Genomic DNA, 23,477 nt, shown 5'->3' on the forward strand with positions numbered 1-23,477 from the left:
TCACTATGTATTTCAGCCGTATTATTTTTAGTGTGTGCTTAGCGTTAACTACATGCTCTGTTGCTGCCATTGAATTAACTGATTCGCTGCACAGCCTTGTACTTGATGCAAAACAAGTTCTAACACTTGATAACACGGCTGATTTTGCTCCAACTGCAGTATCAGATGTTGAGACTGAGCGATTAGGGCCAAATAGCATTGCCGTTTATGCCCCAGAAAATGCAGGGTTTTATAGCCTAGTACTGAGTAACAACAAAACGAGCAAACGCTTACTCGTTATAGTGAAAAAACCATTCAATGCTAACAATAAGCAATTGAATAATTATCAAATAGGCCTCTACCCTGCCCCTTATAAAGGCTATACACAATACAGTGCGCCAAACGGGTTTATAGAAATTTTTGAGAAAGACTTATCACGCCAGCTGACTCCTCATGTGCAAGTTAAAAATGTAATTTGCAAGCAATTGAGTGGCTTTCCAAAGTATCTTTATGTCAACAACGATGGCTTGATGATGCTCGAAGATCTGCTCAGGTTTGTACAAAATGAAGGGATTAAAGTCAGTAAATTTGCCTTTATCAGCGGCTATAGAACACCCCATTACAATCGCTCAATTGGTAATGGCAAACACAGCCGACACCAATACGGCGATGCCTTTGACCTATATATAGACGAAAATGGTGATGGCCGAATGGACGATTTAAACGGCGATGGCAAACTAACGGTTGCTGATGTTGATGTGCTTTATAAAGTGTTTGAAAAGTTCCAAAAACAGAGCCGCTATAATGGCGGTATTGGCCGTTATAAACCCGCCTCCCACCACGGTGGTTTTGTTCACATAGATAACCGTGGATTTACCGCTAGGTGGTAATTGCAAGCTTCATATAACCCTTGAATAAATATTATCCAATTGCATTATTACTGCTTGATTGGTAAGTTGTTGTGTGTAGTGAAAAAATCTCAGTAAAAGCGTGATTAAAGGCAGTGGTATTGATGAAACACAACTTGATTTAATCGCCCTACTGAACGACAAACAATCAGCTAATAGAACCACACTCTATGTTAGTAACGCAGACCCTATAAGCCCTGCTGATTATTGGCAAGCACTTCAAAATAAGAGTGTATCCATAGTGCATTACAGTAATTTAGATCACACCAGAATGGTAAGCCTTATCAACCAAGCCATGCGCAATGAGGTTTTACACCGACTAATGTAACCAACAAATAACAAGGACAGCAATGAACATACTCTTCAAGAAATTAAAGTTGCTCGTAGTTTTTTATTTACTGGCAATTTCAAGCCTCGCACATAGCCAAAACATGCAAGCAGAGATGGCTGACTTTATTAGTGGCTTTCATAACTTTAAGCAGTTTAATGGCAATGTATTAGTTGCTAAGGATGGAAAAGTACTGTTTGAACAAAGCTTTGGCTATGCCAACTTTGAATGGGATATAAGACATAGTAATAAAAGTAAATTTAGAATTGGTTCAATTACCAAACAATTTACCGCCATGTTAATTCTGCAATTGGCACAAGATGGAAAACTTAAACTCGATGATCACCTTGCAACATACCTCCCTGATTACAGAAAAGATATAGCCACTAAAATTACCCTTCGCCAAATACTTAATCACACCTCTGGTCTTGGAAATTATACTCAGGCAAAATCTTTTCGTGATGAGTACAGCCGAAACCCTTACAGTGTTGATGAATTTATTCGCTTGCTATGTAGTGATGATCTCGTGTTCGAGCCTGGCACTGAATTTCGTTATAGCAACTCTGGCTATTTTATTTTGGGTGCGGTAATCGAAAAGGTAACAGGTCAAAAATATCAAGATGTATTACAGAAGAATATTTTAGATCCACTCGATATGAAGGATACAGGCTATGATTCTCACAAAAAAATCATTAAATTTCGCGTATCGGGTTACGACAATGGCCTAGGAGGTTATAGCAATACTGATTATTTAGATATGTCTATCCCATATGCAGCAGGATCAATGTACTCAACAGCACGGGATTTACTAAAATGGGATCAAGCTCTCTACACGGATAAGTTATTGAACAAAGAGTATAAGAAACAGATGTATCAAGTTTCTGAGCAAAGAAATTATGCGCTTGGTTGGGAAGTTACAAACCTTGATAAAAGCACCTACGGAAAACCGCTAACCCGTATTCAACATGGCGGTGGCATCAATGGTTTTAATGCATTTATAAGTAGAGTAATCGAAGACAAATTACTGGTTATTATTTTAAATAACACCGGTGGTGCGCCACTCACACCCATGACTAATGGCTTACTTGCAATCTACTATGGCAAACCCTACGAAAAAGCGACAGAGCATGTAGATAGTAAACTTTATAACGTATTTAAACGTGAAGGTATTGCAGGACTAAAGAATAGCTATCAGCAAATGGTGAGTGAGGGTAATACGCCTAGAGAAAGGTCGCTAAACTACTTTGGCTATGAATTAATGCAAATGGATGAGCTAGGCGCCGCAATCACGGTGTTTGAACTCAATAATCAATCTTATCCAGAATCAGCAAATACATTTGACAGTTTAGGTGAAGCATATTTAGCAGCAGGTGATAAACAAAAAGCATTAGCAAGTTACAAAAGTGCGTTAAAACTTAATCCTGACAGTGAAAGTGCTAAACAAGCGATTGAGAAATTACAATAAATATAGGCCACAAAAGTGGCCTCACTTTTTGACTTACAGCTCAAAGCATAAAGCTTTTAACAAGCCTGTTTTTGCGTTGCTTGGATATAAGCAACTAAATCTTCAATCGATACAACGGGCATATTGTGCTCACAGGCAAACTTGCTAACTTCAGGCAAGCGAGCCATTGAACCATCTGGATTCGTTAATTCGCAAATAACACCAAACGGTGTTAAACCCGCTAACTGCATTAAATCAACCGATGCCTCGGTATGGCCACGGCGCACTAATACACCACCCGTTTGTGCACGCAGTCCAAACACATGCCCTGGGCGAGATAAATCTTTAGGCTTTGCATTGTCTGCTGTTGCCGCTTTAATGGTGGTTACACGATCAGCCGCAGAAACGCCGGTTGTCACGCCCGTTTTAGCTTCAATAGTCACTGTATACGCTGTTTTGTTCTGGCTGGTGTTATGCTCAACCATTTGTGGTAAATCAAGCTGTTTAACACGCTCATCGCCCATGCAAAGACACACAATACCGCTGCCTTCACGGATCATCATGGCCATTTGCTCTGTGGTCAGGTGCTGTGCAGAGTACACAAAATCACCTTCGTTTTCACGGTTTTCGTCATCTACCACAAGTACGCCTTCACCTTGCTGCAAAGCAGCAATGGCACGTTCAACGCGTTCAAGTGGTTCGCCAAATTGGCTGAGTAAAGAAGACTGAATCATCATTTTTAATACCTATTAAATTAAATATGAAAAGATTCAGGACATTGAAAGGCACAGCAAAAAAGACCACCCGCAGGCAGCCAATTACTGTTTTATAGATTAACTATATTCTCTTTCATCCGGACTATCACCGTCGGCTCTGGCCTCTCACCAGATCTGCTGACCTTTAACCAAAGTTAAAGCGCTCGCGGGCTCACTTAAATTTAAAGTATACCGCCGGTGGGGAATTTCACCCCGCCCTGAGAATGTTGCTTAATCAATAAGATGAATAAGCTAAGCTATTCTATACCTAAAATAATTAGTTATCGAGTACCCGCTTATCTAATATGCCTTTTTCAATCAGTTGATTGAGTATCGCCTTGGTTTTTTCTCGGCATATATCACGCACTAAACGAACCGCGGGTGTTATGGATTGTCGACTTGGGCATATTAGCCAAAGCTCTGCACATAAGTGAGGATAATTTTGCATCACTGGCACTACCCGCCCACTTAGTAAATCATCACTGATATCAATACATGATTTAACCGCTAGGCCTTTACCAGCCACACACCAACGCCTTACCAAATCACCATCATTAGATGCTCGACGGCCTTGCATTTTCACTTTAAAACGCTCGGTTCCATCGGTAAATTCCCAAACATTATTGATGATATCTTGTAGTTGATAAAATAGACCCTGATGCTGATTTAATTCATCTGGATGCGTCGGCGCGCCATGTTCAGCAATGTACTCTGGGGTTGCACATAACAGCCGCGGAACATTACAAATTTTAAAGCCATATAAATTTGAGTCGGATGGCGAGCCATACCTAAGTGCAAAATCAACGGAGTCTCGGTAAAAGTCGACATTACTATCGCTAATATGCGGGCGCATACTCAGCTTTGGATACTCATCAAGTAACTCATCTAACCATGGGATAATGATGTTGCGGCCTAAGTCTGAAGATAATGCGACTCTTAGCTCCCCATCAATTTCATCATGCTCACCTTTTAAGGCAAGTGTGGCTTGGTCTAGCATGAGCACTGCTTGCTGACACTGAGGTAAAAAGCGCTCCCCAGCCGCAGATAACCGCAAATGACGAGTTGTACGAACAAATAACTCAGCACCCAGCGCTGCTTCAACACGCTTAATAGCAGCGCTGGCGGTAGCGGCTCGCATGTCTAATTTGGCTGCTGCGGTTGTAATACTACGAAACTCAGCAACCTTAAGGATTAATTTGAGATCTTCAACCAACATATTAACTAAAAATTTTTGATAATGTTTATTCGATTATGCGCTTTATCGTATGGTATGCAAGGCGTAAACTGCACCTAATTGTTATACATGCGGGAGCAAATCATGACACACCCAATCATTTCAGACTTACAACGCCGTTATACAAGTAAACGTTACGACGCTTCAAAACAAATTAGCCAAGCAGACTTAGCTGTAATTTTAGAAGCATTACGCCTGTCGCCATCGTCTATTAATTCTCAACCATGGAAATTTGTGGTAATTGAATCAGAGCAAGGTAAACAGCGTCTGCATGATAGTTTTGCAAATAAGTTTCAGTTTAACCAAGTTCATGCAAAAGCGGCATCACACACCATTTTATTTGCTTATAACCCAAGCTATAAACCGCGAATTCAACTCCGAAGTGCACCACTCGCTAAATTAAGCCGCCTTGCGTAATTCTTCGAATACGACTGCTGGCTGTTTATACCCCAGACATTTTCTCGGTCTGGCATTTAACGCTCGTTCAATCTCAGCAATTTGCTTGTCTGTTACCGTGCGTAAGTCAGTGCCTTTGCGTATGTATTGGCGCAGCAAGCCGTTAAAGTTTTCATTTAATCCACGTTCCCATGATGAGTATGGATTAGCGAAATAGATATCCGTTTTCAGTTTCTTTGCAACCTGTTCGTGGTCACAGAATTCACACCCATTATCTGCCGTTATGGTATGAACGTGACGGCGATAACGCCACAGCATGCCGACCATAGCTCGGCTCACATCAGCCGCGCACTTTGCTGGTACTTTACGTATCAGATACAGCTTACTTTTGCGCTCAACCAGGCTGACTATGGCTCCTGTCCCTTGCTTACCGAGAACGGTATCGACTTCCCAGTCCCCAAACCGCTTTTTCTTGTCAACAATCGCTGGACGGTGCTCAATGCCCACCCGATTCGGGATAATGACACGCTTCGCACGACGACCTTTGCGATATCGTCGATGACCTTGGCGTAAGTGCCTAAACAACTTGCCACCGCTCAATTTATCCCGTTGCACATAGCCGTAAATCCACGCATGACTCACTGAAAGCCCAATAATTCGACCCACGCCTGCAATTTGCTCGGGACTCCACTTTTGTTCTAATCCGAACTCAACAAAGGTGATGGTCTGCTTAGATAGACACGACTTTGCGGCTTGAACGCGCCTTTTGAGTGTCTTAGCCTGGGCGACTTCGGGTAGATAGTGATTTTCCCGGACCCTATTTCGTCTGACTTCTCGGCTGATAGTGCTATGACTGACTTTCAGGCGTTTGCCTATTTCACGATAACTAAAACCCTCGCGTAAGTAGGCTTCTATCTGGTATCTTTGTCCTTCGATCAACTGCTTGTAACTCATGGTAAATACTTCTGTTTGTTTGGCGACGATAGAGTACCACCAACAGGCAGTTGATCTCTTCTCACCGTTTAACCATGAGTGGTGCACTTATTATCTGAATTCGGGACGTGCTGATTATGAAAAAGTAATTGATGCCGATATTGCTAATGGCCGTACAAAAGCTGAAAACAAAGAGCAGGCTTTTGGTGCCTTCGCCTTTGTTGATTTAAATACAGATGAGCAAGGTGATAACGCCGCTTGGACTAAAGCTCAAACCTACATTGCATTAGGTAATACCATGCACACAGTGGCTCGTTTAGGTTTAGATTCAACACCGATGGAAGGTGTCGATAAAGACTTACTCGGTGAACTATTCGCTGATGAGTTAGATGGTTATGTATGTGAAGTGGCACTCGCTATTGGTTATCACGAGCCAGAGCAAGATTATAATGCTGCATTACCAAAATCGCGTTTAGATAAAGATGCGGTGATTACTGTAGTTTAAAGCCTAAAGATTATGCAGGCTTTGCCTGCATAATTGTTATTTTAGGTCAGTCTTCACAACCACATTACTCGCCATACCTTCACACAAATCTGCTGTTATTGTGGCAACAGCTCCATTTATTAGTGCTAAATTTGGGGCTACGTGGCCAATGTCGGCATCAACGATAACTGGGAATAAATTACCTTTAAATGCGAGCTCTATTGCTTGGTATTCATCGAAGTAGCAGTCGTTATTAATTGCAGGGCTGCGGCCAAATACCACAGCATTTACATCAGTAAAAACATCATTCAACTTTAACGATAACAAACAACGTGCAAGGGCCATCGGACTAAGCTCTGCATTTTCTAGGTATAAAATTAACCCCTCTGGTGCATACTGTTTTTTAAACTCATGCAATGCATAGTAATTTGAGGGTAGCAACAGACCTAACGTATCTAAACAACCGCCAATTAAGCGCCCAGACACTTCAATTTGGCGTTTATCTTTATAGTTAATACATCGCCATTGGCTAGGAGCGGTATAGTCAAATTGAGCCTCTGGCTTAGTTTTATAATCAATTGGCTTTTGCTGATAAAATGGCGACGCGACTTGATGGAGTTGCTGTTTTTCTTCAAGTGACATGGCACTGAATATATTTGCTAAATAAACATCGGGATCGTCAGGGTGAATTTGCATTAAATTTGCAGCGTGCAAAGTTGCCCAGCCACAACGAGTTGTTAATGCACATGCAAACGTGCTGATATCAGAAAAGCCAACTAACCACTTAGGCCTTGCTTTACTTATGGCATTGAAATCCAGAAGAGGTAAAATTTCCATAGTAAGATCACCGCCCCATGGCGGCATGATGGCTGCGATTGAATCATCAGTTAAATACTGCATTAGCTCATCAGAACGTTGCTTTGCACTGTTGTGTGACTGACGTAAGCAGGCACCTTCAATAACAGTAAAACCTTTGGCTGTTAAGCCATTAAGTACTATGTCTAAGCGCTCATAAAAGGCTTTATCAACACCAGATGAAAAAGCACATATGGCTATTTTATCACCTTGCTCAAGCGGTTTAGGATACTGAATTTTCGCCATTATTACTCCTTCATTACGACTGTCTTGTAGCCAACGTACCGAATAAATTCACGCCTGTAAACAGGCATAAAAAAACCGCAGTATGAACTGCGGTTTTTCTCAATGCTTGGTTAAGCTACTAAATATACTCAACTTCAATGATTTCGTACTCTACTTCACCGTTTGGCGTTTTAATGATAACGGCATCATCTACCTCTTTACCAATTAAACCACGCGCGATTGGTGAGTTAACAGAGATCAGATTGTTTTTGATATCTGCTTCGTCATCGCCTACGATTCGGTATTTTACTTCAGCATCGGTTTCAACATTAACGATAGTAACCGTTGTGCCAAAAATAACTTTACCTGTGTTAGGCATTTTAGTTACATCAATGATTTGCACATTTGAAAGCTTCGCTTCAATTTCTTGAATACGGCCTTCGCAGAAACCTTGTTGCTCACGAGCAGCATGGTATTCAGCGTTTTCTTTCAAATCACCGTGCTCACGTGCTTCAGCGATATCAGCAACGATTTTTGGACGGGTAACTGTTTTTAATTCGTTAAGTTCTTCGCGCAGTAATGCTGCACCACGAACTGTCATCGGAATTGATTGCATATTATTCTCACTTAATCCCAAGGGCGATTGCCTCGCCCTTGGCACATTTCCTTAGTTCATTCGCTGATGTAGTTCCTGAACTGACGTCACCTTGCTACGGTCGTCTGCTTGGTTTGCAGTACAGTTAGCAAATGCCGCGTTCAGAGTCGTTGTGTAGTTAGTCTTATGCTGTAACGCACCACGACGTAACACCTTCGAATCTTCAATCGCTTGGCGGCCTTCAGTAGTGTTTACAATATAGCTGTATTCACCATTTTTAATTCTATCAAGAATATGAGGACGACCTTCGTATACTTTATTCACGCGACGAACTGCAATGCCTGCTTCTTCAAGTGCTTTTGCAGTGCCACCTGTTGCATCTAACTCGAAACCAAGATCAGTCATGGTTTTAGCTAGTTCAACGATACGTGGTTTGTCACTGTTGCGTACCGATAGTAACGCGCGACCACCGCGTGGTAAAGTGTTGCTTGCACCTAATTGTGCTTTAGCGAATGCTTCGGCGAAAGTTTCACCAACACCCATTACCTCACCCGTTGAGCGCATTTCTGGGCCACGGATTGGGTCAACACCTTGGAACTTAGCAAATGGCAGTACCACTTCTTTTACGCTGTAGTAAGGAGGGATTACTTCTTTTGTAATACCTTGGCTTGCTAGCGACTGACCCGCCATACAACGTGCTGCAACTTTAGCAAGTGCAATACCTGTCGCTTTAGAAACAAACGGTACTGTACGCGCAGCACGAGGGTTTACTTCGATTAAGTAAACTTTACCGTCTTTCACAGCAAACTGAGTATTCATCAGACCTACTACGCCAAGCTCTAGTGCCATATCAGTCACTTGCTTACGCATTACGTCTTGTACTTCAGCAGTTAGTGAGTGAGCTGGTAATGAACACGCTGAGTCACCTGAGTGAACACCTGCTTGCTCAATGTGCTCCATGATACCACCGATGATTACTTGCTCACCGTCACAGATAGCATCAACGTCAACTTCGATTGCGTTATCTAAGAAGTGGTCAAGTAGTACTGGCGCTTCATTTGACGCTGATACTGCTTCTGTCATGTAACGACGTAAATCGTCTTCATCATAAACTACTTCCATTGCGCGACCACCTAATACATATGAAGGACGTACAACAAGTGGGAAGCCGATTTCAGCAGACTTAACAATCGCTTCTTCTAAAGAAGTAACCGTTGCATTCTCTGGTTGAAGAAGATCTAGACGCTCAACAAGCTGTTGGAAACGCTCACGGTCTTCTGCACGGTCGATAGCATCTGGTGAAGTACCAATAACTGGCACACCATTCGCTTCAAGTTCACGAGCAAGTTTCAGTGGTGTTTGACCACCGTACTGAACGATAACACCTTTTGGCTTTTCAACGCGTACGATTTCTAATACATCTTCAAGCGTGATTGGCTCGAAGAATAAACGATCAGATGTGTCGTAGTCAGTTGAAACAGTTTCAGGGTTACAGTTAACCATGATTGTTTCATAGCCGTCTTCACGTAAAGCTAATGCTGCGTGAACACAACAGTAATCGAATTCGATACCTTGACCGATACGGTTAGGACCACCACCGATTACCATGATTTTATCTTTTTCAGATGGATTCGCTTCACATTCTTCATCATAAGATGAGTACATGTAAGCTGTGTCTGAGCTGAACTCTGCAGCACACGTATCAACGCGCTTATATACAGGCACGATATCTAACTGGTGACGCTTCTTACGAATTTCTGCTTCAGAAACACCGGCAATTTCAGCGATACGCGCATCAGCAAAACCTTTACGCTTAAGCTTGCGTAAAAACTCAGCATTTAAACCAGCCATACCTACTTCGCTGATTGTTGCTTCGTCTTTTAAGATGTCTTCGATTTGTACTAAGTACCAAGGGTCAATCTTAGTTAATTCGAATACGTCTTCTACGCTCATACCGTGACGCATTGCATCAGCAACGTACCAAATACGCTCAGCACCTGGCTCACGTAATTCACGGATGATTTTTTCTTTTGCTTTCGGATCATCAAGGGCAACAATTGGGTTAAAGCCCGTTGCGCCTACTTCAAGACCACGTAATGCTTTATGCAGTGACTCTTGTTGGTTACGACCAATTGCCATCACTTCACCCACAGATTTCATCTGTGTTGTTAGACGGTCGTTTGAACCTGCGAATTTTTCGAAGTTAAAACGTGGGATCTTAGTAACAACGTAGTCAATTGACGGCTCGAAAGACGCTGGTGTTTTACCGCCAGTGATGTCGTTTTGTAGCTCATCAAGGGTGTAACCTACTGCTAGTTTTGCAGCGATTTTCGCAATTGGGAAACCCGTTGCTTTTGATGCTAGTGCTGAAGAACGCGATACACGTGGGTTCATCTCGATGATAACCATACGGCCATCAACTGGATTCACACCAAACTGTACGTTTGAACCACCTGTTTCAACACCGATTTCACGAAGTACCGCCATCGATGCATTACGCATGATTTGGTATTCTTTATCAGTTAGTGTTTGCGCAGGAGCAACCGTGATTGAGTCACCAGTGTGAACACCCATAGGGTCAAAGTTTTCGATAGAACATACGATGATACAGTTGTCGTTTTTGTCACGAACAACTTCCATTTCGTACTCTTTCCAACCGATTAATGATTCATCGATTAAAAGTTCATTTGTTGGTGATAAATCTAAACCACGCTCACAAATTTCATCAAATTCTTCTTGGTTATATGCAACACCACCACCGGTACCACCCATAGTGAATGATGGACGAATGATACATGGGAAACCGATACGGCTAAGTACATCGTGTGCTTCTTCCATTGAGTGAGCGATTTCTGCACGCGGACACTCAAGGCCAATGTTCTTCATTGCTACGTCAAAACGCTCACGGTTTTCAGCTTTATCGATTGCATCAGCAGTTGCACCGATTAACTCAACACCGTGTTTTGCCAGTACGCCGTGCTTATCTAAATCAAGTGCACAGTTTAATGCTGTTTGACCACCCATAGTAGGCAGTACTGCATCTGGCTTTTCTTTTTCAATGATTTTCTCTACCACTTCCCAGTGAATTGGCTCGATGTACGTCGCATCCGCCATTTCAGGGTCAGTCATGATAGTTGCAGGGTTCGAGTTTACAAGAATTACTCGAAAGCCTTCTTCTCGTAGTGCTTTACACGCTTGTGCACCAGAGTAGTCAAATTCACAAGCTTGACCGATTACGATCGGGCCTGCGCCTAAGATAAGAATGCTTTTTATGTCGGTACGTTTTGGCATTGTTACTCCGGTTAAATTAGTTAGAACGTGCTTGCATCAGGTCGATGAAGTGGTCAAATAATGGCGCCGCATCATGTGGACCTGGGCTTGCTTCAGGGTGACCTTGGAAGCTAAATGCAGGCTTATCTGTGCGGTGAATACCTTGTAGCGTGCCATCGAATAAAGAAACGTGAGTTGCACGTAAATTCGCTGGTAATGTTGCTTCGTCAGCTGCGAAACCGTGGTTTTGAGCTGTGATCATTACAACATTGCGGTCAAGGTCTTTAACTGGGTGGTTACCACCGTGGTGACCAAACTTCATTTTCACCGTTTGTGCACCTGAAGCAAGTGCAAGTAATTGGTGACCTAAACAGATACCAAAAATTGGCGTGTCTGTTTCTAGGAAAGTTTTAATTGCTTCAATCGCGTAAGTACACGGCTCAGGGTCGCCTGGGCCATTTGATAAGAAGATACCGTCTGGGTTTAATGCCAGTACGTCTTCTGCAGATGTTTGTGCAGGAACAACGGTTAATTTACAACCGCGGTCAACTAACATACGTAAGATATTACATTTAACACCGAAGTCATAAGCAACAACGTGGAACTTCTCGTCTGCTGCTTCTAGCGTTTTAAAGCCTGAACCTAACGTCCAGCTTGATTCGCGCCACTCAAAATTTTCCTTGGTTGAGACAACTTTTGCTAAATCCATGCCTTTTAAGCCTGGGAAGGCTTGCGCAGCTTCAAGCGCTTTATTCTCATCTAACTCGTCGCCTGCAATGATACAACCATTTTGAGCGCCTTTATCACGTAAGATACGTGTTAATTTACGAGTGTCGATGTCAGCAATACCTATGATATTGCGTTCTTTTAAGTAATCACTTAACGATTGCTCGTTACGGAAATTACTTGCTAGCAGTGGCAAATCACGGATCACTAGGCCTTTAGCCCAGATTTGACCCGCTTCTTCGTCTTCGCTGTTAGTACCCGTATTACCGATATGTGGGTACGTCAAAGTTACGATTTGTTCCGCGTATGAAGGGTCAGTCAAAATTTCTTGATAACCAGTCATAGACGTATTGAATACTACTTCACCGACTGACATGCCGTCAGCGCCGATTGCAGTACCGCGAAACACTGTGCCGTCTTCTAGGACTAACAGAGCGGATTTAGTCAAGTTAACCTCCTAACAGTAAAAAACGGGAGTAAAGTCATTTGCTCTACTGCCCGTTTATAGCGATTGGAAACACGCATTTATGAATTTTTGGCAAATTGGCGCTATTCTACAGTAAATTAGCATTCAGATCTAATCTTAATTAATAAAATAGTAAAAATAAGCGTTATTAACTAAAAATTCACTGAAACTGCCAAAAAAGAAACTAAACTACTTCAAGTCAAGCACATCTTGCATGTCATAAAGTCCAGCTGGTTTATTTTTCAACCAGCCCGCAGCTCTTACAGCACCTAATGCGAAGGTCATTCTTGAACTTGCTTTATGAGTTAATTCTAGCCTTTCGCCAGAAGTTGCGAAATATGCGGTGTGTTCACCTACTATATCTCCGCCTCTCATGACTGAATAACCGATTTCATTTTGCGATTTTGCGTGTTCGTCATTGCTTCTATCAAAACGCGCGACTTCATCATGCTGCCAACCTTTTGCCTCGGCAATAGCTTCACCAATTGCCAATGCAGTTCCTGATGGCGCATCGATTTTGTGACGATGGTGGGCCTCAAATATTTCGATATCCATATCATCGCCAAACTTCACAGCCGCAGTCTGCACTAAGTTAAGCAGTAAATTCACACCTACGCTATAGTTGCGGGCAAAAACAATCGGAATGTGTTTCGCCGCTTCATGAAGCGCATCAAGATCACCTTGGTTAAGGCCCGTAGTACCAATAACCATGGCGATATTTTTTTCGACCGCTGTTTTTAAATGGTTGCGCATTCCTGCAGGTAAAGTGAAATCAATCAATACATCTGCATCTTTTACGTCTGTTTCTTTACTAAATGATACATCTGCTGATGCAGCGCTGTTTAATTGATTAACCGCAATATCTAAAAGTGGCGAGTTATCACGCACGTACGCGCCCGTTAATGTTGCGTCATCTTTTTTTGAGACAGCTTCTAAAAGTGCAAGTCCCATGCGGCCGTTTGCGCCAAATACACCTATGCGGTTCATATAGTTACCTTATCTATTCTTCTTAGCTGGCTGGATTTTATCGAAAACTCATGTAATAGTCAGGTTAGCTTATAAAAAATACAGAGCTAATTTTAGATTTATTAATAGAACAACAATAATAACAGATAGTCTTTGCATTTAGCCATCTATACATTTAAACTTCTTCCTTTGCGCCGATTTGGTCTTTGGCTTGCGGGCGCTGTTGTTGTCTTTTAGACACAACTAAATACAGCTAAAAGAAGTGTTTGGCTGTGTTATTGGTTATCTAACGAGGAATATGATGCAGCCATCATTTAATAAAACAAAAGCAAAACTTTCTTTGCTGCCGCTTTTGGTGTTTGTCGGCTTATTTTTAGGCGCTGGCTTATACTTACAGTCTCAAGGTGTCGATTACGCCTTCTATCAATTGCCTGCTCCTGTTGCAATTTTGCCAGCCATCATGCTGGCGTTTATCTTAAATAAAAATACCATCAACCACAGTGTTGAAACCTTTATTAAAGGTGCTGGCCATAGCAACATTATCACTATGTGTTTGATTTATCTGCTGGCAGGTGCGTTTTCTGCGGTTGCTGGTGCGACCGGTGGTGTTGATGCCGTAGTTAATGCCGGTTTATCACTTATTCCACCTGCTCTGTTACTACCAGGGTTATTTTTAATTGCTGCGGTAGTGTCGACTGCGATGGGTACTTCAATGGGTACTATCGGTGCGATTGGCCCGATTGCTTATGCCGTCGCCCAAAAAACAGGCATTGATCCATCTCTGATGGCAGGCACGATTGTATCAGGTGCCATGTTTGGTGATAACTTATCAATCATCTCTGACACAACTATTGCTGCAACCCGCACGCAAGGCTGTGAAATGAAAGATAAATTTCGTGAGAACTTAAAAATCGCCTTACCTGCTGCGGCATTAACTATCGGCTTGTTATTCTTCTTAACGCCTGCAGCAGAAGCTGTAGAGACACAAGACTTCGATATCTTACTAGTATTACCTTATGCCTTTATCTTAGTGCTCGCAGTAATGGGCTTTAACGTATTCGTGGTGCTGTTTAGCGGTATAATCTTCGCTGCACTTATGGGCTTTACTGGCAGCTATGAAGGTGCAAGCTTTGTAAAAGATGTTTATAAAGGCTTTACTGATATGCAGGAAATTTTCTTGCTATCGATGTTTATTGGCGGTCTTTCAGAGTTTATCCGTATTAATGGTGGTCTTGATTATATTGCTAACAAAATTCAGGCAATTACAAAAATCATTGCAAAATGGCACCGTAAAGTAGCAGATCAATTAGGTATTGCTGCACTGGTTATGACTAGTAACTTATGTATTGCCAATAATACCGTATCTATTATTGTTGCAGGCCCAATTGCTAAAAAATTAGCAGATGATGGCGAAATTACAGGCAAGCGTTCAGCAAGCTTACTTGATATTTTTGCTTGTGTTACGCAAGGCTCATTGCCGTATGGCGCACAAGCACTTCTACTCGGCGCAACATTCAAAATTAGCCCATGGGAAGTCTCTACCTCTTCTTACTACTGCTTTATTCTTGCCTTTACTGCCGTTGCAGTAATTTGCTTACGCAGAAATAAAGCATAAGTTAAATAATTTTTCTCAAGATACGCCCAAATATGGGCGTATCTGCTATAATCCAACCTTTGTATCCCCCTTTACACCATCAATATTGAGATATGAACTTGAAAAAGATCCTTTCTGTTGCTGCGCTTTGTGCAGTAAGTACTTCGAGCTATGCCGCTAATTGGAGCTCTACGCAATTACACGTTAATAACGGTGAACACAAAAACCCGTTTTCATTAACTAAGTCAAATACCACGGTTGTATCACTACAGCATGCCTCTGGTTATGACTATGGCGACAATTTCTTTTTTATTGATTACAGCAATGACGACCGTCAAGATGGCTATCAAGATAAAGACTTTTACGGCGAGTGGTATTCAACATTTAGCTTATCAAAAATCTCTGGCAGTGATTTTTCATACGGCGCAATTGCTGATGTGGGTTTAACGGCAGGTTTTAATGCCGCAGGTGACTCGAAAGTTCTTAAGTATTTACCTGGTGTAAAGCTTAGCTGGCAAGCACCGGGCTTTAGCTTTTTATCTACTTTATTTACCGCTTACATCGATGACAGTGAAGGCGTAGCACGCGGTGGTGCACCAACTGAAACAAACAGCTGGATGATTGATGTTGCTTGGGGCTACCCATTCACTATTGGCTCACAAAAGTTCAACGTAACAGGCCATGTTGAATATATTGCAGAGCGTGAAAATGAATTTGGTGAAGACGTTAAAGCATGGATTTTAGCGCAGCCAATCATCACCTGGGATTTAGGTCACGCAATGAGCATGAAAGAAAATACGCTACTGCTAGGCCTTGAGTGGCAATATTGGCACAACAAGCTAGGTACAGACACAACTGAGTCAGTACCACAACTTCACGTTGAGTGGACGTTCTAATAAGCTGAAAGCTGAAAGCTGAAAGCTGAAAGCTGAAAGCTGAAAGCTGAAAGCTGAAAGCTGAAAGCTGAAAGCTGAAAAATTAAAGCCTGTAGTCATCACTGAGTACAGGCTTTTTAATTTCTATAGATACTCTTTACAGTTTACACTGTGGGGTTTTGCCTTTTGCTTTAGCGGCTTGTTGGGCTTTTAATGCATCCGACATATGCTTTTGTAGCTCTTTAATACGGTTACCTGGTGCAGGGTGAGTCGACATAAACTCTGGGGTACCGCTACTACCAGCTGCACTCATATTTTGCCAAAGCGACACTGATTGCTCTGGGTTAAACCCTGCTTTTGCCATTAAATCTAAGCCAACAATATCTGCTTCTGATTCATGTGAGCGGCTAAATGGCAAAACAACACCATACTGTGCGCCTAAGCCTAAGGCTTGCATTATTTCGCCGCGATATTGCACATTCCCCATATCAAGTGCTGCACCACCAACTTGCAGACCTGTTTGTAACAATGCATTTTGTGATACACGTTCATTAGAATGCTCAGCAATAACGTGTGCAACCTCGTGACCTAGTACCGTTGCCAGTTGGTCTTGATTTACAGCAACTTTTAATAAACCTGTATGAACGCCAATATAACCCCCCGGTAATGCAAATGCGTTTGCTGAGTCTTCTTCAAACACAACAACTTCCCAAGACTGCTTTGCATACTCATTAGGTAAAACGGCAATAACATCATCGGCAATACATTTCACATAAGCATTGACGCCAGGGTCGGTATTAACAGGCTGTGTTTTTTTCATTTCAGCAAAGCTTGCTTGACCCATTTGGCTCATTTGTTGGTCTGAATAAAGTGCGATTTGTGTACGCCCTGTTGGAGAGGTTTTACAGCCAGCTAAAACAGCGGTGGCTAACACTGCCATGATTAACTTTTTCATACTAGTCCTTCAAATACTTAGTGTAATTGTGGCTAATATAGCAAAGCATTGCTTAATTTTATATGAAAATGAACAATCACTCGCTCAGTTGTTATCATTTAGTTAATTCTTTTACTTAGCAGGCAAACTAAGTTCACCACAGTAACTCACACTGCTACAATAGTGACCTAATGTTTGATGAATGAGTAAACAATGCCTTCCCCTGAGACTTTAAATAAACGCATTTTATTACCTTTACTGGCAAGTATTGTCGCAATTACGCCTTTAGCAATTGATTTATATTTACCGGCGATGTTGGTGATTGCCAACGACTTACAAACTACCATGCCAAATGTGCAAATCTCGCTCAGTATTTATTTGGCGGGTTATGCCCTGGGTATGTTGTTCTTTGGCCCGATAGCCGATGAGCTTGGTAGGCGATTACTCGCTAAGGTGGGTTTAGCGCTATTTGGCATCAGCTCATTAGCACTGGCATTTTGTACCAACATCGAATTATTTTGGTCTTTAAGAGCCGTGCAAGCATTCACTGGCGCTGCTGCAACCGTCGTAGTGCCGGGTATTATTCGCCACATTTACCGAGAGAACACCGCCAAGGGCATGTCTTATGTCTCGATGATTATGATGGTTGCCCCGTTAATTGCCCCTACTCTAGGCTCATTAATCATGGGAATTTCGACATGGCAGGTCATTTTCATCGCATTAGCTGCTTATAGTTTTGCCATTTTAGCTTTGGTGCAAATTCATTTAATCGATATTCCAATCTTTAAGAGTCAGCAACGTGGTTTGGCACTGTTCTTTAATAGTTATAAAACGGTATTTTCTCGTCGTAGTGCCCTTGCCGATATTGCCAGTTCAATGTTTGCCTCATTCGCATTCTTTTGCTTTTTAACATCGGTACCTTATGTATATCTCGATTTCTTCAAAGTAGATGAGCAATTGTTCGGTGTGTTATTCGCCTTTAACGTGCTGGCTTTAATGTTCGGTAACTTTATGAATACACGTTTAGTGCCGCGCTTGGGTTCTCGTAAACTGTTATTTATTGGGCTAGGTATTGGCTTTGTGTCTGGCGGGGCATTGTTGTTATTCAGTGTGATGCATTTATCGCTGTATTTTATCGTTGCCACCATCGCACCACTGATGATGAGCTTGGGTATTGTCGCGAGTAATGCAGACTCATTAATACTGATGCAATTTGAGGAAAAGTCAGGCACTGCAACAGCTGTTATTGGTACCCTGAGATTCGGCAGTGGCGCTTTAGTTGGGCCTATCCTTGCTTTTGTTCACCCACAAAGTGCGATTCCATTTTCTGCTATGATGTTCAGCGCACTGATACTGATCTTACTTGTACAGCTTTGGCATCGAAAACGATACCAATCGACTTAAATATTGAACACAATTGTAATAAAAAAAATGCCTGTAATTAACAGGCATTTTTTATATCTCTTTAAAGCTTATTCAGCTTCTTTCGATACCATAACCATTGCAGGACGTAATAAACGGCCATTTAATGTATAACCTTTTTGCATTACTGCAAGAACAGTATTTGGCGCTACATCATTGCTTGGCTGAATTGACATTGCTTGATGGAATTCAGGGTTAAATTGTTCACCCTGTGGGTTAACAATTTCAACACCGAATTTTGATACCGCATCATTAAAGCTCTTAACAGTCATTTCGATACCTTCAAGCACAGGCTTAAGCTGCTCATTTTCTTTATCAGAAAACTCAATCGCACGCTCTAGGTTATCGATAACAGGTAGTAATTCGTTAGCAAACTTTTCAAGTGCAAACTTATGCGCTTTTTCTACATCTTGAGCGGCACGACGACGCATGTTCTCAACATCTGCAGCAGCACGAACAACACTGTCTTTTTGATCGTTGATCGTTTGTTTAGCCGCTTCTAATTCGCTGTGTAGTAGTGCGATTTCAGCTTCAGGGCTCATTTCTTCGCCGTCAACTTGTTCAGCCGCTTTTTCTGCAGCTTCTACTTCAGCTTGCATTTGTTCAAATTCTTCGTTTAGTTCAACTTCTTGCTCTGGTGATTTTGTCTGCTCAGACATAGCTTACATGCTCCAATTCTTTACAACTGCGGTAATTATGGGGATTGAATTGAAAGATTCAAGAGGCTGATGAGCCGATTAACTTAAATTCTTGGATGATTGCTTCTATTTGCGCTGATTTTGGACAAATTACACAAAATCGGCTCTGGTATTCATGGTTATTAAAATAAGGAACGCTGATCACCATCAACTCATTACAGTCTGTAAATGGCAATTGTTCTGTGTTTAACACTGATAACCCATTTTTAAATGCGAGTTTATCTTCAACAAAATTTAAAAACGATACACCAATGTTTAAACTGGTTTGGCAATCAACTTGGCGGTAAAGGTAATTTTCACCTACCACAATGCTGTTATCTGAACCGAGTTTTTGACTTAATTGCCGAGTCCATTGTGTTAAAGAGTCATGGCAATTATGTGGTGCAGTAGCTGCCATTGCTTGCATTCGATATAAGCCTTCCATTAAGGTTTGCTGGCTAAACACCGTATTAAGCCAAGTAGCAAACTGGTAACGAACGGCATCAGATGAATCTTCAGGTTTGGTAATGCAAATGTTATGGCTTTGCCCTGCTCTATCGATGAGTAGAATAAGCCAATTACTACCATCAAAATCAAGCACCTCTACTCGAAAGACCAGCTGAGAGCTGACTTGAGGTAAGCCCACACAACAGCACACTTTATAGCGCTGACTCAAACCATGGGCGAGCTCAACTAATTGTGCTTGCTCGGGCTGCCAATATGTTGCAATTTCAGGCAGAGCAAAAAACTCAGTAAGCCAATAATCAAACCCGGCATTGGTAGGTACGCGGCCAGCAGAAGTATGTGGCGAATAGAGTAAGCCCACTTTTTCTAGCCGAGCCATTGCATTGCGCACAGTAGCTGAACATACCGCCATGCCTTTTTGCTTGGCAATACGGGTAGAGGCAACAGGCTGACCTTCACCGTTACAGTAAAGGCTCATTACAGCTGAAAAAATTTGTTGGTCACGCGGATTTAATTTCATAATTTATACATCTTGGTACTTGCCAGTGGATATTTGGGCGCAGCAAGTTTATTTCAAGTTATTTTCAAAGCATTAGTTTTTAATGTAATCTAGCGATATGAAAGTTTAAGTGCAAATAACATGGATTCACCGTTTAAAACCATAGGTTTAATTGGCAAACCTAATCACAGCGGAGCAGCTGCCACACTTGCTCGCCTGCACACATTTTTGCGAGCCTTGGGTTTTGAAGTGCTAGTAGAACAGCGCACCGGCCGCCAACTTGAAGACCTTCCTCGAGAAAACCTTGTTAAATTGGTAGATTTAGGTGAACGTGCAGACTTAGCCATAGTCGTCGGCGGTGATGGCAATATGCTTGGCGCAGCTCGAGTTTTAGCGCGTTTTGATGTTGCCGTAATTGGTGTAAACCGTGGTAATTTAGGCTTTTTAACTGATTTAAACCCAGAAGGTTTCGAAGCCAGCCTTGAACAAGTATTAAGTGGCCAGTTCCTCGAAGAAAAACGCTTCTTGCTTGAAGTTGAAGTATATCGCCATGCCGAACTCAAAAGTGCTAACTTGGCAGTGAATGAAGCAGTACTTCATGCCGATAAAGTTGCTCATATGATTGAGTTTGAGGCCTTTATTAACAACGATTTTGTATTCTCGCAACGCTCAGACGGTTTAATTGTTTCAACACCTACAGGCTCAACTGCTTATTCATTATCTGGTGGCGGGCCGATTTTGACGCCAGAGCTTAATGCGATTTCACTTGTGCCTATGTTCCCGCACACATTATCAAGCCGCCCTCTTGTGGTTGATGCTGATAACGAAGTGCGTTTAAAGCTCAGTCTTGAAAATACTGATAGCTTGCAAGTCAGTTGTGACAGCCATGTGGTTTTAGCTGTATTACCTGGCGATGAAGTGGTGATAAAAAAAGCAGATAAGCGTCTGCGCTTGATCCACCCTAAAGAATACTCTTACTACAATGTATTAAGAAAAAAATTAAACTGGGGAAGCCGTTTATTTTAAGCGGCTTTTTTATCTCAATTGATTGCCAAGGCACATTGAATAGCGCAAAATAATCAAACTTAATGCTGTACTTTTTTAAGGATTCTAAGGCGAAATGAGCTATATCGTTTTTCTTGCTCTGTTATTACTGATCACCTTGCTAGGTTGTTACTGGATGGTTGAGAGCAACCGTCGCAAGGCTATTGAAGCTGAAAAAAAACGTTTTAATCAACGAGTAAAAGAAATCAATAATGATTTTAAAGATAAGTTAATTGATTTCAGCGAGAGTAAAATTATTCGTCCGAAGAACATCTCGCGTTTGAGCATGATCACTAGCAATTACTTTGTTGTACAAGCCCATAACGAAGAAAACCTCACATATCTTGAATACGTTAGTGATTTACTGCTCAACACAATAATTATGGAAGCCAGTAAAGCACAAAGCCCAGAACAGATTGATCAGCTTGCAGACAGATTACAGTATTTCATGGCTGAATTACCTTATAATGGTATTGAATATAACAAAGCGTTTTACCAAGAGTCCCTTCCATCACTGATTGAAGTAATTAAATATCAGCCCCCCGCCGATTTACAAGATGATCAGCCGCCAGCCCAGAGCACACAAGCGTCAGATGATTCCGCACCAGAAAATCAATTGTCAGAATTAAGCAAAGCTTAAAAATTTAATTTGCAAAACCCGAAAACACTGTATAAATTAACAGTTAATTAGCTGGATGGATAAACAGTATGTTAATCGGGTTAGAAATTAAAAACTTTGCCATTGTAAGTAATTTAAGTACTGAGTGGCACAATGGTATGACAGCCATTACAGGTGAAACAGGTGCGGGGAAATCAATTGCAATTGATGCTCTCTCATTATGTTTAGGTGAACGCGCTGATGCTGGTGCCGTTCGCCCTGGTACTGATCGTGCAGAAATATGCGCACAATTTGATATTAGCCAACTCCCTCTTGCCCAACACTTTTTAGAGCAACATTTACTCTCAAACAACGAAGGCGAATGTTTACTACGCCGTGTTATTTGCAAAAATGGCCGTAGCAAAAGCTATATTAATGGCAGCTCAGTTACCGCTGCACAGTTAAAAGAGTTGGGTCAGTACTTAATTTCTATTCACGGCCAACATGCCCATCAACATTTATTAAAAGCTGAACACCAGCTACATCTGCTTGATGCCTATGCCGGCCACAATCAGTTATTAGCTGATGTTAAAGAACGCTTTAAAGCCTACCAAGCCTTACTCAAAGAATTTAACCAGCTTGAACAACAACAGCAGCAACAGGCCGCTCAAAAGCAATTACTTGAGTATCAAGTAGCCGAACTTGATGAATTTGCTCTGCAACCGGGTGAATTTGAAGAGATTGAAGCTGAGCATCATAAACTAAGCCATAGCCAGACTATTTTAGAGTCATGCCAACGTGAGCTACAACACTTATACGAAAGTGATGAGCAAAGTGCGTGTTCATTATTGCAACATAGTGCTCAACAATTTGCAGAACTAGCAAGCTACGATGAGAGCTTATCTAACATAGCATCACTACTGAGTGAAGCTGCCGTTCAAGTTGAAGAAGCAAGCCGCGAGATACGCAGCTATGTTGATGTTACCGACTTAGACCCAGCACGCTTAGACGAAGTTGAAACTCGTTTAACAGGTGCTATGGATCTTGCCCGTAAACATCACATAAAGCCAGAAGAGCTTGTTGAGTTTCACCAGTCAATCTCTGAAGAATTAGCATCAATTAGTTATAACAGCGACCGCCTTGTGGCACTTGAAAGCGAAATCAGCGATGCCCTTGAGCAATACAAACAAGCAGCTCAACTATTAAGTGAAAGCCGCCATAGTTATGCAGATACGCTTAATCAGTTAATTAGTGATAGCATGGCAAATTTATCGATGGAAAACGGCAAGTTTGCTATTGATATTCAACAAGCTAGCGATAAAGCACCAAGTGCAATGGGTTTTGATACTGTGTCGTTTTTAGTATCGACCAACCCAGGTCAACCGCTACAAGCACTATCTAAAGTGGCCTCTGGTGGTGAATTATCTCGCATTAGTTTAGCTATTCAGGTCATTATTGCTCAGCGAGTTACTACCCCGACCCTCATTTTCGATGAAGTTGATGTGGGTATTTCAGGCCCTACCGCCTCTGCAGTCGGTAAGCTATTACGCCAGCTAGGTAAATCGACCCAAGTTATTTGTGTAACTCACTTGCCACAAGTTGCAAGCTCTGGACATCAGCAATTTTTTGTAGCCAAAGAAATTGCAAACGGCGAAACCTTTACGCAAATGAATAAACTTTCAAAAGATGGCCGTATCGATGAAATTGCCCGACTACTCGCTGGTGACAACATCAGTAAAATGGCAAGAGCGAATGCCAAAGAGCTTATTAGCGCACATGCATAAGTTAATAGTTAATACTGTTGA

20 protein-coding genes, 2 pseudogenes and 1 riboswitch are annotated in these 23,477 nt (G+C 41.9%); of the genes and pseudogenes, 11 read left to right on the forward strand and 11 right to left on the reverse strand.

The genetic code is table 11. The features are described 5' to 3' along the window. The first annotated feature begins 5 nt into the window (after positions 1-5). The 3 genes from J8Z28_RS10450 to J8Z28_RS10460 all read left to right on the forward strand — a co-directional run bounded on the left by J8Z28_RS10450 (position 6) and on the right by J8Z28_RS10460 (position 2,680). The gene (locus J8Z28_RS10450; protein WP_054561695.1) at positions 6-869 is read left to right on the forward strand and encodes a D-Ala-D-Ala carboxypeptidase family metallohydrolase; all 864 of its coding nucleotides are present in this window, start codon (positions 6-8) and stop codon (positions 867-869) included. A gap of 100 nt (positions 870-969) precedes the next feature. Further along, entirely contained in the window at positions 970-1,215 is a 246-nt protein-coding gene (locus J8Z28_RS10455; RefSeq protein ID WP_054561696.1) for a hypothetical protein, read from the forward strand. A gap of 22 nt (positions 1,216-1,237) precedes the next feature. Next, positions 1,238-2,680 (forward strand): serine hydrolase, encoded by a 1,443-nt coding sequence (locus J8Z28_RS10460; RefSeq protein WP_250659386.1) that lies wholly within the window; start codon positions 1,238-1,240, stop codon positions 2,678-2,680. Between the two features lie 56 nt (positions 2,681-2,736). On the opposite strand, the gene ribB is transcribed toward J8Z28_RS10460, so the two are convergent. Both ribB and J8Z28_RS10470 read right to left on the reverse strand, forming a co-directional pair. Further along, on the reverse strand, positions 2,737-3,390 hold the full coding sequence (gene ribB / locus J8Z28_RS10465; RefSeq protein ID WP_152966943.1) for a 3,4-dihydroxy-2-butanone-4-phosphate synthase: 654 nt from the start codon (positions 3,388-3,390) through the stop codon (positions 2,737-2,739). Between the two features lie 106 nt (positions 3,391-3,496). Beyond that, positions 3,497-3,644, reverse strand: a riboswitch (FMN riboswitch). 47 nt (positions 3,645-3,691) lie between these two features. Further along, entirely contained in the window at positions 3,692-4,630 is a 939-nt protein-coding gene (locus J8Z28_RS10470; RefSeq protein WP_054561698.1) for a LysR family transcriptional regulator, read from the reverse strand. Positions 4,631-4,732: 102 nt separating this feature from the next. Between J8Z28_RS10470 and J8Z28_RS10475 the strand changes: the two are divergent. Continuing rightward, positions 4,733-5,008 (forward strand): annotated as a pseudogene (locus tag J8Z28_RS10475) (nitroreductase family protein); the annotation flags it as partial. A 39-nt stretch (positions 5,009-5,047) separates the two neighbouring features. On the opposite strand, the gene J8Z28_RS10480 reads toward J8Z28_RS10475, so the two are convergent. Beyond that, positions 5,048-5,998 (reverse strand): IS30 family transposase, encoded by a 951-nt coding sequence (locus tag J8Z28_RS10480; protein WP_250659387.1) that lies wholly within the window; start codon positions 5,996-5,998, stop codon positions 5,048-5,050. Between the two features lie 106 nt (positions 5,999-6,104). Between J8Z28_RS10480 and J8Z28_RS10485 the strand changes: the two are divergent. Beyond that, a pseudogene (locus J8Z28_RS10485) lies at positions 6,105-6,482 on the forward strand (nitroreductase family protein); the annotation flags it as partial. 36 nt (positions 6,483-6,518) lie between these two features. Here the strand turns inward: J8Z28_RS10485 and J8Z28_RS10490 are convergent. The 5 genes from J8Z28_RS10490 to dapB all read right to left on the reverse strand — a co-directional run bounded on the left by J8Z28_RS10490 (position 6,519) and on the right by dapB (position 13,585). Next, positions 6,519-7,562: a S66 family peptidase gene (locus J8Z28_RS10490; protein ID WP_054561699.1), complete on the reverse strand. Its 1,044-nt coding sequence runs from the start codon at positions 7,560-7,562 to the stop codon at positions 6,519-6,521. Between the two features lie 118 nt (positions 7,563-7,680). Continuing rightward, complete coding sequence (greA, locus tag J8Z28_RS10495) at positions 7,681-8,157, reverse strand: transcription elongation factor GreA (RefSeq protein WP_054561700.1); 477 nt, start codon at positions 8,155-8,157, stop codon at positions 7,681-7,683. Between the two features lie 51 nt (positions 8,158-8,208). Next, a complete protein-coding gene (gene carB / locus J8Z28_RS10500) occupies positions 8,209-11,427 on the reverse strand; it encodes a carbamoyl-phosphate synthase large subunit (protein ID WP_055020806.1) in 3,219 nt (1,072 codons plus the stop codon). 16 nt (positions 11,428-11,443) lie between these two features. Then, positions 11,444-12,580, reverse strand: coding sequence for a glutamine-hydrolyzing carbamoyl-phosphate synthase small subunit (carA, locus tag J8Z28_RS10505; RefSeq protein WP_250659388.1), 1,137 nt, complete (start codon positions 12,578-12,580; stop codon positions 11,444-11,446). A gap of 207 nt (positions 12,581-12,787) precedes the next feature. Continuing rightward, on the reverse strand, positions 12,788-13,585 hold the full coding sequence (gene dapB, locus J8Z28_RS10510; protein ID WP_250659389.1) for a 4-hydroxy-tetrahydrodipicolinate reductase: 798 nt from the start codon (positions 13,583-13,585) through the stop codon (positions 12,788-12,790). 280 nt (positions 13,586-13,865) lie between these two features. Between dapB and J8Z28_RS10515 the strand changes: the two genes are divergently transcribed. Both J8Z28_RS10515 and J8Z28_RS10520 read left to right on the forward strand, forming a co-directional pair. Further along, positions 13,866-15,179, forward strand: coding sequence for a Na+/H+ antiporter NhaC family protein (locus J8Z28_RS10515; RefSeq protein WP_054561704.1), 1,314 nt, complete (start codon positions 13,866-13,868; stop codon positions 15,177-15,179). Positions 15,180-15,271: 92 nt separating this feature from the next. Then, the gene (locus J8Z28_RS10520; protein ID WP_054561705.1) at positions 15,272-16,054 is read left to right on the forward strand and encodes an outer membrane protein OmpK; all 783 of its coding nucleotides are present in this window, start codon (positions 15,272-15,274) and stop codon (positions 16,052-16,054) included. A gap of 136 nt (positions 16,055-16,190) precedes the next feature. On the opposite strand, the gene J8Z28_RS10525 is transcribed toward J8Z28_RS10520, so the two are convergent. After that, positions 16,191-16,988, reverse strand: a complete 798-nt coding sequence (locus J8Z28_RS10525) for a M48 family metallopeptidase (protein WP_054561706.1) — start codon at positions 16,986-16,988, stop codon at positions 16,191-16,193. A 192-nt stretch (positions 16,989-17,180) separates the two neighbouring features. On the opposite strand from J8Z28_RS10525, the gene J8Z28_RS10530 reads away from it, so the two are divergent. Further along, complete coding sequence (locus J8Z28_RS10530; protein ID WP_055022171.1) at positions 17,181-18,371, forward strand: Bcr/CflA family efflux MFS transporter; 1,191 nt, start codon at positions 17,181-17,183, stop codon at positions 18,369-18,371. Positions 18,372-18,439: 68 nt separating this feature from the next. Here the strand turns inward: J8Z28_RS10530 and grpE are convergent, their stop codons facing one another. Further along, on the reverse strand, positions 18,440-19,048 hold the full coding sequence (gene grpE / locus J8Z28_RS10535; protein ID WP_054551515.1) for a nucleotide exchange factor GrpE: 609 nt from the start codon (positions 19,046-19,048) through the stop codon (positions 18,440-18,442). A gap of 58 nt (positions 19,049-19,106) precedes the next feature. Then, positions 19,107-20,051, reverse strand: coding sequence for an HrcA family transcriptional regulator (locus J8Z28_RS10540; protein ID WP_055022172.1), 945 nt, complete (start codon positions 20,049-20,051; stop codon positions 19,107-19,109). A 120-nt stretch (positions 20,052-20,171) separates the two neighbouring features. Here J8Z28_RS10540 and nadK point away from each other — a divergent pair, with 120 nt between their 5' ends. From nadK to recN, 3 genes are all read left to right on the forward strand, one after another. Beyond that, positions 20,172-21,056 carry an NAD(+) kinase gene (gene nadK, locus J8Z28_RS10545; RefSeq protein ID WP_054561709.1) on the forward strand — a complete coding sequence of 295 codons (885 nt, stop codon included), beginning with the start codon at positions 20,172-20,174 and terminating at the stop codon, positions 21,054-21,056. 94 nt (positions 21,057-21,150) lie between these two features. After that, positions 21,151-21,714 carry a hypothetical protein gene (locus J8Z28_RS10550; RefSeq protein WP_250659390.1) on the forward strand — a complete coding sequence of 188 codons (564 nt, stop codon included), beginning with the start codon at positions 21,151-21,153 and terminating at the stop codon, positions 21,712-21,714. Positions 21,715-21,782: 68 nt separating this feature from the next. Then, positions 21,783-23,456: a DNA repair protein RecN gene (gene recN, locus J8Z28_RS10555; RefSeq protein ID WP_250659391.1), complete on the forward strand. Its 1,674-nt coding sequence runs from the start codon at positions 21,783-21,785 to the stop codon at positions 23,454-23,456. Positions 23,457-23,477: the final 21 nt, after the last annotated feature.

It is taken from the genome of Pseudoalteromonas sp. SCSIO 43088 (genome assembly GCF_023650795.1).
Lineage (GTDB): Bacteria > Pseudomonadota > Gammaproteobacteria > Enterobacterales > Alteromonadaceae > Pseudoalteromonas > Pseudoalteromonas shioyasakiensis.

Coding starts and splice junctions, on each gene's coding strand:
- J8Z28_RS10450 (WP_054561695.1), top strand. CDS start 6: ATGTATTTCAGCCGTATTATTTTTAGTGTGTGCTTAGCGTTAACTACA.
- J8Z28_RS10460 (WP_250659386.1), top strand. CDS start 1,238: ATGAACATACTCTTCAAGAAATTAAAGTTGCTCGTAGTTTTTTATTTA.
- J8Z28_RS10470 (WP_054561698.1), bottom strand. CDS start 4,630: ATGTTGGTTGAAGATCTCAAATTAATCCTTAAGGTTGCTGAGTTTCGT.
- J8Z28_RS10480 (WP_250659387.1), bottom strand. CDS start 5,998: ATGAGTTACAAGCAGTTGATCGAAGGACAAAGATACCAGATAGAAGCC.
- J8Z28_RS10490 (WP_054561699.1), bottom strand. CDS start 7,562: ATGGCGAAAATTCAGTATCCTAAACCGCTTGAGCAAGGTGATAAAATA.
- greA (WP_054561700.1), bottom strand. CDS start 8,157: ATGCAATCAATTCCGATGACAGTTCGTGGTGCAGCATTACTGCGCGAA.
- carB (WP_055020806.1), bottom strand. CDS start 11,427: ATGCCAAAACGTACCGACATAAAAAGCATTCTTATCTTAGGCGCAGGC.
- dapB (WP_250659389.1), bottom strand. CDS start 13,585: ATGAACCGCATAGGTGTATTTGGCGCAAACGGCCGCATGGGACTTGCA.
- J8Z28_RS10515 (WP_054561704.1), top strand. CDS start 13,866: ATGCAGCCATCATTTAATAAAACAAAAGCAAAACTTTCTTTGCTGCCG.
- J8Z28_RS10520 (WP_054561705.1), top strand. CDS start 15,272: ATGAACTTGAAAAAGATCCTTTCTGTTGCTGCGCTTTGTGCAGTAAGT.
- J8Z28_RS10525 (WP_054561706.1), bottom strand. CDS start 16,988: ATGAAAAAGTTAATCATGGCAGTGTTAGCCACCGCTGTTTTAGCTGGC.
- J8Z28_RS10530 (WP_055022171.1), top strand. CDS start 17,181: ATGCCTTCCCCTGAGACTTTAAATAAACGCATTTTATTACCTTTACTG.
- grpE (WP_054551515.1), bottom strand. CDS start 19,048: ATGTCTGAGCAGACAAAATCACCAGAGCAAGAAGTTGAACTAAACGAA.
- J8Z28_RS10540 (WP_055022172.1), bottom strand. CDS start 20,051: ATGAAATTAAATCCGCGTGACCAACAAATTTTTTCAGCTGTAATGAGC.
- nadK (WP_054561709.1), top strand. CDS start 20,172: ATGGATTCACCGTTTAAAACCATAGGTTTAATTGGCAAACCTAATCAC.
- J8Z28_RS10550 (WP_250659390.1), top strand. CDS start 21,151: ATGAGCTATATCGTTTTTCTTGCTCTGTTATTACTGATCACCTTGCTA.
- recN (WP_250659391.1), top strand. CDS start 21,783: ATGTTAATCGGGTTAGAAATTAAAAACTTTGCCATTGTAAGTAATTTA.